Here is a 14,291-nt window from a genome sequence, read left to right as displayed (position 1 = left end):
GGGTCCGCCACGGGGCCCGGTGCAGCGTTCCACCCTACTTTCCGCTTCGTTCCCCGCGTGCCCCGGGCGCCGAAACAGATCCCTGGGGGTGATTCTGCCCAAGGATTCCGTGCGCGTGCCGTGAACGCTGCGCAAGCGGACGGACACCGGGCGCAGGTGCTGACAGACTGGGGGGTCCGCAGGACAGCACCGGCCACGTACGGTCGGGAGGGGTCCCGCCGCCGTTGACGGCGGCCGGGCCGCCCGAGCGGTACTGGAACGGTACCGGACAGTCACGATGTGGGAGGGTCCCGTTGAGTTCGGCCACCAAGGACGCCATCGCCACGACCGGGGACGCGGACCGCGCCGGCCACCGGGCCCGCGGGGTGCCCGGGCGGCGGTCCGGGCACGCCAGGGGCGCCGAGCCGGCAGACCTGCGCAAGCTGCTGGCTGCGCTGACCGCGATGCGGGACGGCAACTTCCGGCGGCGGCTGACCTTCCCCGGCGACGGTCCGCTGGCGGAGATCGCCGCGGTGTTCAACGAGGTCGCGGAGCGCAACCAGCACCTCACGGGCGAGCTGGCGCGGGTGCGGCGCGCGGTCGGCCGGGAGGGCCGGCTCTCCGAGCGGCTGGAGACGGGCGTCGGCGAGGGCGCGTGGATGGCCGCCATCGACAACTGCAACGCGCTGATCGACGACCTGGCCCGGCCGATGGCCGAGGTGGGCCGGGTGCTGACCTCCATCGCGGAGGGCGACCTGGACCAGCGGATGGAGCTCCGCTCGGTGCACACCAGCGGGGCGAGCTACCCGCTGCGCGGCGAGTTCCTGAAGGTGGGCCGCACCGTCAACGGGCTGGTCGACCAGCTGTCGGAGTTCACCGACGAGGTGACCCGGGTGGCGATCGAGGTGGGCACCGACGGCAAACTGGGCGGCCAGGCCCGGGTGCGCAGCGTCTCGGGCAGCTGGAAGGACCTGGCGGACTCGGTCAACACCATGGCCGGGCGGCTGACGGCGCAGGTGCGCAACATCGCCGAGGTGACGACGGCGGTCGCGAAGGGCGACCTGTCGCGGAAGGTCACGGTGGACGTGGCCGGCGAGATGCTGGAGCTGAAGAACACCGTCAACACGATGGTGGACCAGCTGAATTCGTTCGCCGCGCAGGTGACGACGGTGGCCCGCGACGTGGGTACGGAGGGCCGCCTCGGCGGTCAGGCGCAGGTCCCGGGCGTGGCCGGCGTGTGGCGCGACCTCACCGACTCGGTGAACTTCATGGCGGCGAACCTGACGGCGCAGGTGCGCAACATCGCCGAGGTGACGACGGCGGTCGCCAAGGGCGACCTGTCGCGCAAGATCGAGGTGGACGCCCGCGGCGAGATCCTGGAGCTGAAGAACACCATCAACACGATGGTCGACCAGCTGTCCGGGTTCGCGGAACAGGTGACGAGGGTGGCCCGGGCGGTCGGAACCGAGGGCATCCTCGGCGGCCAGGCGCAGGTGCCGGGCGTGGCCGGTGTCTGGAAGGACCTGACCGAGAACGTCAACTCGATGGCGAACAACCTGACCAGTCAGGTGCGCAACATCGCCCAGGTGACGACGGCGGTCGCGAAGGGCGACCTGTCGCAGAAGATCCAGGTGGACGCCCGCGGCGAGATCCTGGAGCTGAAGAACACCATCAACACGATGGTCGACCAGCTCGGCGCCTTCGCCGACGAGGTGACCAGGGTCGCCCGGGACGTGGGCACCGAGGGCATCCTCGGCGGCCAGGCGAGCGTGCCGGGGGTGTCCGGCACCTGGAAGGACCTCACCAACAGCGTCAACCTGATGGCGAACAACCTGACCAGCCAGGTCCGCAACATCGCCGAGGTGACGACGGCGGTCGCCCGCGGCGACGTCTCCAAGAAGATCACCGTCGACGCCAAGGGCGAGATCCGCGAGCTGGTGACGACCGTCAACACGATGGTCGACCAGCTCTCGGCGTTCGCGGACGAGGTGACCCGGGTCTCCCGCGAGGTGGGCACCGAGGGCATCCTCGGCGGCCAGGCCCGGGTGCGCGGGGTCTCCGGCATCTGGCGGGACCTCACCGACAACGTCAACTTCATGGCGTCCAACCTGACCAGCCAGGTGCGCAACATCGCCGAGGTCGCCTCCGCGGTGGCCCGCGGCGACCTGTCGAAGAAGATCACCATCGAGGCGCAGGGCGAGGTCAAGGCGCTCGCGAGCACCATGAACACGATGGTCGACCAGCTGTCGGCGTTCGCCGTCGAGGTGACCCGGGTGGCCCGCGAGGTCGGCACCGACGGCACCCTGGGCGGCCAGGCCTCGGTGCCCGGCGTGGGCGGCATCTGGAAGGACCTCACCGACAACGTCAACCTGATGGCCAACAACCTCACCGGCCAGGTGCGCAACATCGCCCTGGTCATCACGGCGGTGGCCCGCGGCGACCTGTCGCAGAAGATCGACGTCGACGTGCGCGGCGAGATCCTGGAGCTCAAGACCAGCATCAACACCATGGTCGACCAGCTCGGCGCGTTCGCCGACGAGGTCACCCGCGTCGCCCGCGAGGTGGGCACCGACGGCCGGCTCGGCGGCCAGGCCCGGGTGCCCGGCGTGGCCGGCCGCTGGCAGGACCTCACCGAGTCGGTGAACGAGCTGGCGAACAACCTGACCCGGCAGGTGCGCGCGATCGCCCAGGTCGCCACCGCGGTGACCCGCGGCGACCTCTCCCCGCGGATCGACGTGGACGCGTCCGGCGAGCTCGACGAGCTCAAGGACAACATCAACCAGATGATCGCCAACCTGCGCGAGACCACCCGCACCAACAAGGACCAGGACTGGCTGAAGACCAACCTGGCCCGGATGTCCGGTCTGCTGCAGGGCCGCCGCGACCTGGAGGCCGTCGCCTCGCTCATCATGACCGAGCTCACCCCGGTGGTCTCGGCCCAGCACGGCGCCTTCTTCCTCGCCCAGCCGTCCGGGCGGACGGCCGAACTGGTCACCGAGGACGACGACGAGAACGACACCGTGCTGCGTCTGATCGGCAGCTACGGCTACCAGCGGCGCACCATGCCGACGACCTTCCGGCCCGGCGAGGGCCTGGTCGGCCAGGTCGCGGTGGAGCGCCGCTCGATCGTGATCAGCCACACGCCGCCCGGCTACCTGAAGATCGCCTCCGGCCTGGGCGAGGCCTCCCCGGCGCACGTGGTGGTGCTGCCGGTGCTGTTCGAGGGCCGGCTGCTCGGCGTGATCGAGCTGGCCTCGTTCAGCGCCTTCACCGCCGTCGCGCTGGACTTCCTGAACCAGATCGCCGACCTGATCGGCGTCACCGTCAACACCATCAGCGTCAATACCAAGACCGAGGGCCTGCTCCTGGAGTCCCAGCGACTCACCGCCGAACTCTCCATGCGGTCCGCCGAGTTGGAGGCGCGCCAGGAGGAGCTGGAGCGCACCAACGAGGAGCTGCAGGAGAAGGCCGAGCAGCTCGCCCAGCAGAACCGCGACATCGAGATCAAGAACAGCGAGATCGAGGAGGCCCGGCAGATCCTGGAGGAGCGCGCCGAGCAGCTCGCCCTCGCCTCCCGCTACAAGAGCGAGTTCCTCGCCAACATGTCGCACGAGCTGCGCACCCCGCTGAACTCGCTGCTGATCCTCGCCAAGCTGCTCTCGGACAACAACGAGGGCAACCTGTCGCCCAAGCAGGTCGAGTTCGCCGAAACGATCCACGGTGCGGGTTCCGACCTCCTGCAGCTGATCAACGACATCCTCGACCTGTCCAAGGTCGAGGCGGGCAAGATGGACGTCCGCCCGGCGCGGATCGCGCTGGTGCAGCTGGTCGACTACGTCGAGGCGGCGTTCCGGCCGCTCGCCGAGGACAAGAGCCTGGACTTCGCGGTCCGGGTCTCCGACGACCTGCCGGTCACCCTGCACACCGACGAGCAGCGCCTCCAGCAGGTGCTGCGCAACCTGCTGTCCAACGCGGTGAAGTTCACCGACGCCGGCGCCGTCGACCTGCTGATCCGCCCGGTCACCAACGGCGAGGTGCCGCAGCACGTCCGCGAGCAGCTCCTGGAGGCCGACGCGATCGGCGACCCGGACGAGGACCTGATCGCCTTCTCCGTCTCCGACACCGGCATCGGCATCCCCGGGAACAAGCTGCGGGAGATCTTCGAGCCGTTCCGGCAGGCCGACGGCGGCACCAGCCGCAAGTACGGCGGCACCGGCCTCGGCCTGTCGATCAGCCGGGAGATCGCCCGGCTGCTCGGCGGCGAGATCCACGCCGAGAGCGAGCTCGGCCGCGGCTCGACCTTCACCCTCTACCTGCCGCTGCGCGCCGACGCTCCCGACACCGTCCCGCAGGACCGTGCGGCGGACCGGCCGGTGCGCGCTGCCGTCGGCGTCACCCCGGTCGGGACGCCGGTGCCGGTCGGCGAGAACCCGGCGGAGCACTGGGCCCAGGAGGTGCGCGAGCTGGCCGAGGAGCGCCGCCGGGGCGCCGCCGAACGGCGCCGCGCCGTCGAGGGCCGCACCCCGCGGCGGGCCCTGGAGGGCCGTGCCGCCGCGGAGCCCGTCGCCACCGAGCGGGAGCAGTTCCCGCGCCAGCCCGAGCGGCCCGCCGACCGGGCCGGCTCCGCCGGCCAGTTCCAGGGCCGCTTCGAGGGCCAGCGGGTGCTGATCGTCGACGACGACATCCGCAACGTCTTCGCCCTCACCAGCGTGCTGGAGGAGTACGGCCTGGCCGTGCTCTACGCGGAGAACGGCCGTGAGGGCATCGAGGTGCTGGAGCAGCACGAGGACGTCGCCCTGGTGCTGATGGACATCATGATGCCGGAGATGGACGGCTACGCGACCACCGAGGCGATCCGGCGGATGCCCCAGTTCGCCGGGCTGCCGATCGTCGCGCTGACCGCCAAGGCGATGAAGGGGGACCGCGAGAAGAGCCTGGAGGCGGGCGCGAACGACCACGTCACCAAGCCCGTCGAGACCGACCACCTGCTGGCGGTCATGCGCCAGTGGCTGCCGGTCGGGTAGCCGCCAGGTCCACCGGTCGGTCCGCACTGGCGGGTCCGACCGGGAACCCGGTAGTGTGCCGCAATCGTTGCGAAAGGTGACCGAACGGTGACTCGGAGTCCCGGATCGGCAGTCCCGGGGACCCGAGTTGCCGGGAGCGATGTGGCGGGCGAGGGGGTACGGCTAGCATGACCGGGTCAGTAGTGGGCGGCACGGGCGTGCCGACCCTGGGCAGGCAACCGGCAGGAGGGCGGGTCCTGGTGCAGAAGGCGAAGATCCTTCTGGTCGACGATCGGCCGGAGAACCTGCTGGCGCTGGAGGCCATCCTCTCCGCGCTCGACCAGACCCTGGTCCGGGCCTCGTCCGGCGAGGAGGCGCTCAAGGCGCTGCTCACCGACGACTTCGCCGTGATCCTGCTCGACGTCCAGATGCCCGGCATGGACGGCTTCGAGACGGCCGCGCACATCAAGCGCCGCGAACGCACCCGCGACATCCCGATCATCTTCCTGACCGCGATCAACCACGGGCCGCACCACACCTTCCGCGGCTACGCGGCCGGCGCGGTGGACTACATCTCCAAGCCCTTCGACCCGTGGGTGCTGCGCGCCAAGGTCTCCGTCTTCGTCGACCTCTACATGAAGAACTGCCAGCTCAAGGAGCAGGCAGCCCTGCTGCGCCTGCAGCTGGAGGCGGGCGAGGCCCCGGCCATCGGCGGCGCCCTGCTCGGCGAGCTCTCCGCCCGGCTGGCGACGGTCGAGGAGCAGGCGGAGGCCCTCACCAAGCAGCTGGACGGCTCCTCGGAGACGGCCGCCGCCGCGGGCGCCGCCCACCTGGAGCGCAAGCTCGCCGGCCTGCGCCGCGCCCTCGACGCCCTGCGCCCCGGCTCGTCCTGACGGGTCGCCGGGCGCCGGCCCACGTCCACCCGGTCGGGTGACGCGACCGCGGTGACAGGACGTCGGCGACACGCCCCCTTGCTCGCACTCGGTCACATGTGCAGGCGTGCCGCCCGCCGGTAGGCTGCTGTGCCATGGCCACACGTACGCCCGGAAGCCAGGCACGCAACCCGAAGCCCGGGCCGGCCAAGAAGGCGCCGGCCAAGAAGGCCGCCGCCACGCCCGCGGCGCCGCGCAAGGCGGCCGCGAAGAAGGCGCCCGCCAAGAAGGCCGCGGCACCCGCACCGCCGCCGCCCCGCCCGATACTCTTCCGCGCCGTCCGGGCCGTCTGGCTCGGCCTCGCGCACTCCGTCGGCGCGCTCTTCCGCGGCTTCGGCCACGGCGCCCGCAACCTCGACCCGGCGCACCGCAAGGACGGCGTGGCCCTGCTGCTGCTCGCCCTCGCGCTGGTCACCGCGGCCGGCACCTGGTTCAGCCCGCAGGGCTGGCTCGGCGAGGCCGCGACCAACGTCGTCTCCGGCCTGTTCGGCCGGCTCGACGTGCTGGTGCCGTTCCTGCTCGGCGGCGTCTCGGTGCGGCTGATGCGGCATCCGGAGGTGCCGGAGGCCAACGGCCGGATCGCGATCGGCCTGACCGCGCTGGTCGTCGGCATCCTCGGCCTGGTCCACATCGGCTGCGGAGCGCCCGTCATGTCCAGCGGGGCGTCCCGGATACGGGCGGCCGGCGGCATCGTCGGCTGGGCCGCCTCCACGCCGATGATGGCCGCCGCCGGTCCGCCGCTCGCGGTGCCGCTGCTGATCCTGCTCGCCTTCTTCGGCCTGCTCGTGGTCACCGCCACTCCGGTCAACAAGATCCCCGAGCGGCTGCGCGGTCTCGGCGAGCGGCTCGGCGTGGTCGAGCCGGCCCTCGCCGGCGGTCCCGCCGCGGACGGCCCGGCCGCCGGCACCGCCCGCGAGCACTCCACCGAACCGCCCGAGGACGCCGACCCCGACGCGCTGCCCTTCACCATCGACGACGAGGACGCCCCGCCCCGCAGGCGCCGCCGCCGCAAGCAGGTCGACGACCCGGAGCTCGGCTCCGCCGTCCCCGACATGTTCGTCAAGGACCCGTACGAGACCCGCGACCTCGCGGCCGGCGTCGCCGCGGACCTCGACGGCGCCCTGCTGTACGGCGTCCCGGGTTCGCCCGCGGTCGCCAGCATGCTCCACCAGGTCAAGGACAACACCGCCCCGCCGGAGGATCCCGCGGTGCCCGCCGCCCGCTCCGAGGGCGCGCCCGAGGGCCACGGCCCGGCGCCGGTGCGGATGGAACAGCTCACCCTCGCCGGCGACATCGCCTACTCGCTGCCGCCGCTGGACCTGCTGGAGCACGGCGCCCCGGCGAAGGCCCGCTCCCGGCTCAACGACGAGGTCGTCGCCCAGCTCACCGGCGTCTTCGCCGAGTTCAAGGTGGACGCCCGGGTCACCGGCTTCACCCGCGGCCCGACGGTCACCCGCTACGAGGTCGAGCTCGGCCCCGCCGTGAAGGTCGAGCGGATCACCGCGCTGGCCAAGAACATCGCCTACGCCGTCGCCAGCCCGGACGTGCGGATCATCTCGCCGATCCCCGGCAAGTCCGCGGTCGGCGTGGAGATCCCCAACCGGGACCGCGAGATGGTCAACCTCGGCGACCTGCTGCGCTCGCGCGCCGCCGCCGAGGACGACCACCCGATGGTCGTCGGCATGGGCAAGGACGTCGAGGGCCACACCGTGATGGCCAACCTCGCGAAGATGCCGCACATCCTGGTCGCCGGCGCCACCGGCGCGGGCAAGTCCTCGTGCATCAACTGTCTGATCACCTCCGTCCTCGTCCGCTCCACCCCGGACGAGGTGCGGATGGTGCTGGTCGACCCCAAGCGCGTCGAGCTGACCGCGTACGAGGGCATCCCGCACCTGATCACGCCGATCATCACCAACCCGAAGAAGGCCGCCGAGGCCCTCCAGTGGGTGGTGCGCGAGATGGACATGCGCTACGACGACCTGGCGGCCTTCGGCTTCCGGCACGTCGACGACTTCAACGCCGCCGTGCGCTCCGGCAGCGTCAAGCCGCCGCTCGGCAGCGAGCGCGAGCTGACGCCCTATCCGTACCTGCTGGTCATCGTCGACGAGCTGGCCGACCTCATGATGGTCGCGCCCCGGGACGTCGAGGACTCGGTCGTGCGCATCACCCAGCTGGCCCGCGCGGCCGGCATCCACCTGGTGCTCGCAACCCAGCGGCCCTCGGTGGACGTGGTGACCGGCCTGATCAAGGCCAACGTGCCGTCCCGGCTCGCCTTCGCCACCTCGGCGATGGCCGACTCCCGGGTCATCCTCGACCAGCCCGGCGCGGAGAAGCTGATCGGCAAGGGCGACGCGCTCTTCCTGCCGATGGGCGCCTCCAAGCCCGTCCGCATGCAGGGCGCCTTCGTCACCGAGGCGGAGATCGCCAAGGTCGTCCAGCACTGCAAGGACCAGATGGGCGCCGTCTACCGGGAGGACGTCACCGTCGGCGGCGGCCCCAGGAAGGAGATCGACGAGGAGATCGGCGACGACCTCGACCTGCTGATCCAGGCCGCGGAGCTCGTCGTCTCCACCCAGTTCGGCTCGACCTCGATGCTCCAGCGCAAGCTGCGGGTCGGCTTCGCCAAGGCCGGCCGGCTGATGGACCTGATGGAGTCCCGGGGCATCGTCGGCCCCAGCGAGGGCTCCAAGGCGCGCGACGTCCTGGTGAAGCCGGACGAACTGGACGGTGTCCTGCTGACACTCCGTGGATGAGCCGCTTCTCACTCGTTCGGAGGAATGTGATAAGTAGGGGGAACCGCGCCGAGCAGTCGGCGCGTCCCTATCGGGGCGGGGACGAATTGTGCGCCCGGCCTGCGCTGACCTGCCGTCAGACGCGGCCGGCAAGCCGCCACGTTCGGGCCTATTCCGCTTGAGATTCGTTCCACCCCCGCCCCTAGACTGTTTTCTCAGCAGGTGGCCAACGCTCGAAAGGCGCGTCCAGTGACCATCGGCAAGTCCCCCGACCGTGGCAGCAGCCGGCCCTCCGCCCGCAGGTCCCGGAACGACCCGGGGCAGCCGGCGCCGGCGGCCGACCAGCCTGCCGCTGACCTCCCGAGCATCGGTCGTGTGCTCACCACCGCCCGCATCGACGCCGGCCTGACCGTCGATCAGGTGAGCACCCGCACCCGCGTCCGCGTCCCCCTCGTCCACGCCATCGAGCAGGACGACTTCTCCCGCTGCGGCGGCGACTTCTACGCCCGCGGCCACATCCGCGCCCTGGCCCGCGCCGTCGGCGTCGACGGCGACGAACTGGTCGCCCGCTACGACGCGGCGCACGGCGGTTCGCCCGCCGACCGCCGCCCGACCCAGCTGCTCGACACCACCCCGATCAAGGTCAACGACCACCGCCGGCCGAACTGGACCACCCCGATGGTGGTCGCCATCCTCGCCGTGGTCGCCCTGATCGGCTTCAACCTGTTCGGCGGCCACTCCAACACCCCCGCCACCGGCGCCGCCAGCTCCCCGCTGGCCAGCGCCGCCGGCTCCGCCCCGGCCAGCGCCTCCGCCCAGCCCCCGGCGCCGGCCCCGAGCCTCGCCCCGATCGCCGCGGCCCCGGCCGACAAGGTCACCGTGAAGCTCGTCGCCGAGAAGGCCACCAGCTGGGTCTCGGCCAAGGACGGCAAGGGCAAGGCGCTGTTCTCCAACAACCTCGAGACCGGCCAGGACCAGACCTTCACCGACCCCAAGCAGATCAGCCTGGTGCTCGGCAACGCCGGCGCCGTGCACGTGTACGTCAACGGCAAGGACCTCGGTCCGGCCGGTGCCGACGGCCAGGTGGTGCACGTCACGTACACCCCGGGAGACCCGCAGGCAGGCTGAGTCGGGGCCTTGGATCGGCGCGCACGGCCTCCGGGGCGAACGGCACCGGGGGCCGCGCGTTAATCTTGGCGTCATGCCTGAACGCCGTACTGTCGCCCTTGTCACGCTCGGATGCGCCCGCAACGAGGTGGACTCCGAGGAACTCGCCGGGCGGCTGGAGGCGGACGGCTGGCAGCTGGTCGACGACGCAGCCGACGCCGACGTCGCCGTCGTCAACACCTGCGGCTTCGTCGAAGCCGCCAAGAAGGACTCCGTCGACGCCCTGCTGGAGGCCAACGACCTCAAGGGCCACGGCCGCACCCAGGCGGTCGTCGCCGTCGGCTGCATGGCCGAGCGCTACGGCAAGGAGCTCGCCGACGCGCTGCCCGAGGCGGACGGCGTGCTCGGCTTCGACGACTACACCGACATCTCCACCCGGCTGCAGACCATCCTCGCCGGTGGCCACGTCGAGGCCCACACCCCGCGCGACCGCCGCAAGCTGCTGCCGCTCACCCCGGTCGAGCGCCAGGCAGCCGCCGCCGAGGTCGCCCTGCCCGGCCACGGAGCCCCCGAGGACCTCCCCGAGGGCGTCGCCCCGGCCTCCGGCCCCCGCACCCTGCGCAAGCGGCTCGACGACAGCCCGGTCGCCTCGATCAAGCTGGCCTCCGGCTGCGACCGCCGATGTTCGTTCTGCGCCATCCCGGCCTTCCGCGGCTCGTTCATCTCCCGCCGCCCCTCCGACGTCCTGAACGAGGCCCGCTGGCTGGCCGAGCAGGGCGTCCGCGAGGTCGTCCTGGTCAGCGAGAACAACACCTCGTACGGCAAGGACCTCGGCGACATCCGGCTGCTGGAGACCCTGCTCGCCGAGATCGCCGACATCGACGGGATCGAGCGCGTCCGGGTCAGCTACCTGCAGCCCGCCGAGATGCGGCCCGGACTGATCGACGCCATGACCTCGATCGACAAGGTCGCGCCCTACTTCGACCTGTCCTTCCAGCACTCCGCCCCGCCCGTGCTCCGCCGGATGCGCCGCTTCGGCTCCACCGACCAGTTCCTGGAGCTGCTGGACGGCATCCGCGCCAAGGCCCCGCAGGCCGGCGCCCGCTCCAACTTCATCGTCGGCTTCCCCGGCGAGACCGAGGAGGACTTCGCCGAGCTGGAGCGCTTCGTCTCCGGCGCCCGCCTCGACGCGATCGGCGTCTTCGGCTACTCCGACGAGGAGGGCACCGAGGCCGCGACGCTCGACGGCAAGCTGCCCGAGGACGTCGTCGCCGACCGCCTCGCCCGGCTCTCCCGGCTGGCCGAGGAGCTCACCGCCCAGCGTGCCGAGGAGCGGATCGGCACCGAGGTGCTGGTGCTCGTCGAGTCCGTCGAGGACGGCACCGTCGAAGGCCGCGCCGCCCACCAGGCCCCGGAGACCGACGGCCTCACCACCCTGCTCGGCGCGGACGACGCCGAGGTCGGCCGGTTCTACCGGGCCGTGGTGGTGGCCACCGAGGGCGTCGACCTGGTCGCCGAGCTCGTCGGCGACGCCGTCCCAGGAGCGGACGCGTGACCAAGGGGCCCGGCGCCCCGACCGCGGCCCCGCCCGGCCGCCCCGGGGCCGCGCCGTCGCCGCAGCCGGGCCTCTGGAACATCGCCAACGTCCTGACGATGATCCGCCTGCTGCTGGTGCCGGTCTTCGTGCTGCTGCTCTTCGCGGACGGCGGCCACGACCCCAAGTGGCGCTCGGTCGCCTGGGCCTCCTTCGCCATCGCGATGATCACGGACGTCTTCGACGGCGAGCTCGCCCGCCGCAAGGGCCTGATCACCGACTTCGGCAAGATCGCCGACCCGATCGCCGACAAGGCGATCATGGGTGCCGCCCTGATCGGCCTGTCGATCCTCGGCGACCTGCCCTGGTGGATCACCGTGGTGATCCTCGCCCGCGAACTCGGCATCACCCTGATGCGGTTCTGGGTCATCCGGTACGCCGTCATCCCGGCCAGCCGCGGCGGCAAGCTCAAGACCCTCACCCAGGGCATCGCGGTCGGCATGTACGTGCTGGTGCTGACCGGGCCGCTGGCCACCGCCCGCGCCGTGGTCATGGGCGTCGCCGTGCTGCTCACCGTCGGCACCGGCCTCGACTACGTCGGCCAGGCGATCCGGCTGCGCCGCGAGGGCCTGGCCGAGCAGCGCGCCGCCGAACAGGAGGCCGCCGGCCGATGATCACTCCCCACGGCAGCACGGCCGACGGCGGCCCCTCCGACGGCAGCGCGGCCGGTGACGGTCTCGCGGAACGCGTTCATGCCGCGCTCCGCGGACGGCACGCCACCGTGGCCGTCGCCGAGTCGCTGACCGGGGGTCTGCTGGCGGCCGCTCTGGTCGACGTCCCGGGCGCCTCCGCCACGTTCCGAGGCTCCGTCACCGCGTACGCCACGGACGTCAAGGCGTCCGTGCTGGGCGTGGACGAGGGGCTGCTGGCCGTCCACGGCCCCGTCCACCCGGTGGTGGCCCGCCAGATGGCCGAGGGCGTACGGACGCTGCTCGGTGCCACCTACGGGCTGGCCACCACCGGGGTGGCCGGACCGGAGCCGCAGGACGGGACGCCGGTCGGCACGGTCCACATCGGCTTCGCCGGTCCCACGGGAACACGGGCCGACTCCCGGGTGTTGTCAGGGCAACGTGCAATCATCCGTCGCACGACGGTGACGGCCGCTCTGGAGCTTCTGCTCGAGCGCCTAGCGAGTGACGGCCCGTCGCGCTGAGCTTTCGCGAAATCTCCGAATCGGCCGCCCGAGCTGGAGGATCGTGTTAGAGCACAGGCCCTGGGCGGGCAGAACAGAGCCAAGCCGAGTCACCGCGTGGTGACGCCACGGGCCCGGACGACGCACTGCGGACGCCCGGGCCGGGTACAGAACGGGAGGGGACGGCCTTGCAGCCCAGAGTGAACACGACCACGGTCCCCGCACGCGATGCGGACGAGGCGGTACGGTGGGGTCGTGACATCTCGATCCGCAGTCCGAGGAGGGAGGCACCGATGATCCTGCTCCGTCGCCTGCTGGGCGATGTGCTGCGTCGGCAGCGCCAGCGCCAGGGCCGCACACTCCGCGAGGTGTCGGCGGCCGCCAGGGTTTCGCTCGGCTACCTCTCCGAGGTGGAGCGGGGGCAGAAGGAGGCTTCCTCCGAGCTGCTCTCCGCCATCTGCGACGCGCTCGATGTCCGGATGTCCGAGGTCATGCGCGAGGTCAGCGACGAGCTGTCCCTCGCCGAACTTGCGGCGATGGCCACCCTCTCCGAGGGTGATCTGCTGAGGCCGGTCCTCGAACCGGTTCCGCTGCCGGCCCCCGGTGTCGATCGGGCCGGCACGACCGTGCCCAAGGCAGCAGCCATGGACGTGGTCGCGGCCTGACCGGACCTCGCCCTCCCCGACCAGGGGAGCGAGTGAAGGAGGCCCCGGTGCGCAGAGTCGTTACGGCACGAGCCCAGGTGCTCGTCAGGGCGGCCGGGCGGGCCCACCTCAGGTGGGTCGGCCCGGCCGCCCTGCTGTGTGCGGCCGCCGGATGGTGGCTGTTCGGTCCCGTCGCAGGCGGCGACGGACCGGCGCTCGGCATACTCGCCGCCGGCGGCTGGGGGCTCGGGCTGCTGCCCGTCCACACCGACCGCCGGCTGACCGGCCCGGCCCGGCGTCCCCGCACCACCCCGCCGGACCACGACGGCGCCGGCCCGGCGGCCGGCCCGGACGCGTCGGGGGCGTCACACCCCTGAGCGGCTCGTCCGGGCGCCCCGGGGGCTACTGGCCGCGGTCCCGGGGCCGCAGGCGGTACCCGCGGGGGGTGGGGTGGAATCCGGCGGCCTCCAGGACGGGGCCGAGCGGCGAGGTGAGGGCGGACTCGCCGTTGGCGCGCTCCACCGTCACGCTGCCGAGCGCCCCCTCGCGGGCCGCACGCCCCAGCGCCTGCGCGGCCGTCGCCAGCACCTCGCCGTCCGACCAGGACAGCAGCGACTTGCCACCGCGCTCCACGTACAGCACCAGCTCGCCGTCGACCAGGACGACCAGGGCGCCCGCCTTGCGGCCCGGCCGATGGGCGGAGCCCTTCGCCGGGGAGGCACCCGGCGGCTCGGGCCAGTCCAGGGCCGCGCCGTAGGCGTTGGCCGGGTCGGCCGCGGCCAGCACCAGGGCCTCCGGCTGGTCGGTGGAGCCGGGTCCGCCGGTCGTCCAGCCCTGCGCGCCGGCGCGTTCCAGCCGCCCGCTGACCGACCGCAGCCGGTCGGCGGCGCCGTCCATGGCGAACTGGGCGCCGCCCAGGCCCTCGACGAAGTACCCGCGGCGGGCCCGGCCGCGCTCCTCGAAGGCGGAGAGCACCCGGTAGACCCCGGCGAAGCCGCCGGGGACGCGCTCGGCGGCGACAGTGCCCCGGGTGAGGACGCCGTGCCGGTCGAGCAGGCTCTGGGCCCGGGCGGCGGCCCGGGCGGTCGCCTCCGCGGAGGGCTCCGGCAGCAGCGACCAGCGGCCGGCCGTCGTGGGCGGGCCGGGGCGGCGCGCACCGTACGCCCGG

The 14,291-nt window shown here is 72.6% G+C and carries 9 protein-coding genes and 1 pseudogene; 9 read left to right on the top strand and 1 reads right to left on the bottom strand.

Annotated features, from left to right (window positions below):
* Window positions 1–365: 365 nt before the first annotated feature.
* The 9 genes from KSNIM_RS13395 (at window position 366) to KSNIM_RS13355 (ending at window position 13,500) form a co-directional block, all read left to right on the top strand.
* Window positions 366–5,003, top strand: a complete 4,638-nt coding sequence (locus KSNIM_RS13395) for a HAMP domain-containing protein (RefSeq protein ID WP_263107946.1) — start codon at window positions 366–368, stop codon at window positions 5,001–5,003.
* Window positions 5,004–5,239: 236 nt separating this feature from the next.
* Window positions 5,240–5,875 carry a response regulator gene (locus KSNIM_RS13390; RefSeq protein ID WP_263107945.1) on the top strand — a complete coding sequence of 212 codons (636 nt, stop codon included), beginning with the start codon at window positions 5,240–5,242 and terminating at the stop codon, window positions 5,873–5,875.
* Window positions 5,876–6,009: 134 nt separating this feature from the next.
* Entirely contained in the window at window positions 6,010–8,667 is a 2,658-nt protein-coding gene (locus tag KSNIM_RS13385) for a DNA translocase FtsK (protein ID WP_263103456.1), read from the top strand.
* Between the two features lie 228 nt (window positions 8,668–8,895).
* Entirely contained in the window at window positions 8,896–9,774 is an 879-nt protein-coding gene (locus KSNIM_RS13380) for a helix-turn-helix domain-containing protein (RefSeq protein ID WP_411543707.1), read from the top strand.
* Between the two features lie 73 nt (window positions 9,775–9,847).
* Window positions 9,848–11,308 (top strand): 30S ribosomal protein S12 methylthiotransferase RimO, encoded by a 1,461-nt coding sequence (gene rimO / locus KSNIM_RS13375; protein ID WP_263103454.1) that lies wholly within the window; start codon window positions 9,848–9,850, stop codon window positions 11,306–11,308.
* Entirely contained in the window at window positions 11,305–11,961 is a 657-nt protein-coding gene (gene pgsA / locus KSNIM_RS13370) for a CDP-diacylglycerol--glycerol-3-phosphate 3-phosphatidyltransferase (RefSeq protein WP_263103453.1), read from the top strand. Before rimO ends, pgsA begins: the two co-directional genes overlap by 4 nt.
* On the top strand, window positions 11,958–12,500 hold the full coding sequence (locus KSNIM_RS13365) for a CinA family protein (protein WP_263103452.1): 543 nt from the start codon (window positions 11,958–11,960) through the stop codon (window positions 12,498–12,500). Before pgsA ends, KSNIM_RS13365 begins: the two co-directional genes overlap by 4 nt.
* 272 nt (window positions 12,501–12,772) lie before the next feature.
* Complete coding sequence (locus KSNIM_RS13360; RefSeq protein WP_030272544.1) at window positions 12,773–13,144, top strand: helix-turn-helix domain-containing protein; 372 nt, start codon at window positions 12,773–12,775, stop codon at window positions 13,142–13,144.
* Between the two features lie 47 nt (window positions 13,145–13,191).
* A complete protein-coding gene (locus tag KSNIM_RS13355; RefSeq protein ID WP_263103451.1) occupies window positions 13,192–13,500 on the top strand; it encodes a hypothetical protein in 309 nt (102 codons plus the stop codon).
* A 25-nt stretch (window positions 13,501–13,525) separates the two neighbouring features.
* Here KSNIM_RS13355 and KSNIM_RS13350 read toward each other — a convergent pair.
* Window positions 13,526–14,291: pseudogene (locus KSNIM_RS13350) on the bottom strand (DEAD/DEAH box helicase); the annotation flags it as partial.

The sequence above is a fragment of the Kitasatospora sp. DSM 101779 genome, from assembly GCF_025655475.1.
GTDB lineage: Bacteria > Actinomycetota > Actinomycetes > Streptomycetales > Streptomycetaceae > Kitasatospora.
This window is presented reverse-complemented; position numbering and strand designations above follow the sequence as displayed.

Bases quoted from the DNA above. Each gene is read 5' to 3' on its own strand.
- KSNIM_RS13385 (WP_263103456.1), top strand. From the start codon at position 6,010: ATGGCCACACGTACGCCCGGAAGCCAGGCACGCAACCCGAAGCCCGGG.
- rimO (WP_263103454.1), top strand. From the start codon at position 9,848: ATGCCTGAACGCCGTACTGTCGCCCTTGTCACGCTCGGATGCGCCCGC.
- KSNIM_RS13365 (WP_263103452.1), top strand. From the start codon at position 11,958: ATGATCACTCCCCACGGCAGCACGGCCGACGGCGGCCCCTCCGACGGC.
- KSNIM_RS13360 (WP_030272544.1), top strand. From the start codon at position 12,773: ATGATCCTGCTCCGTCGCCTGCTGGGCGATGTGCTGCGTCGGCAGCGC.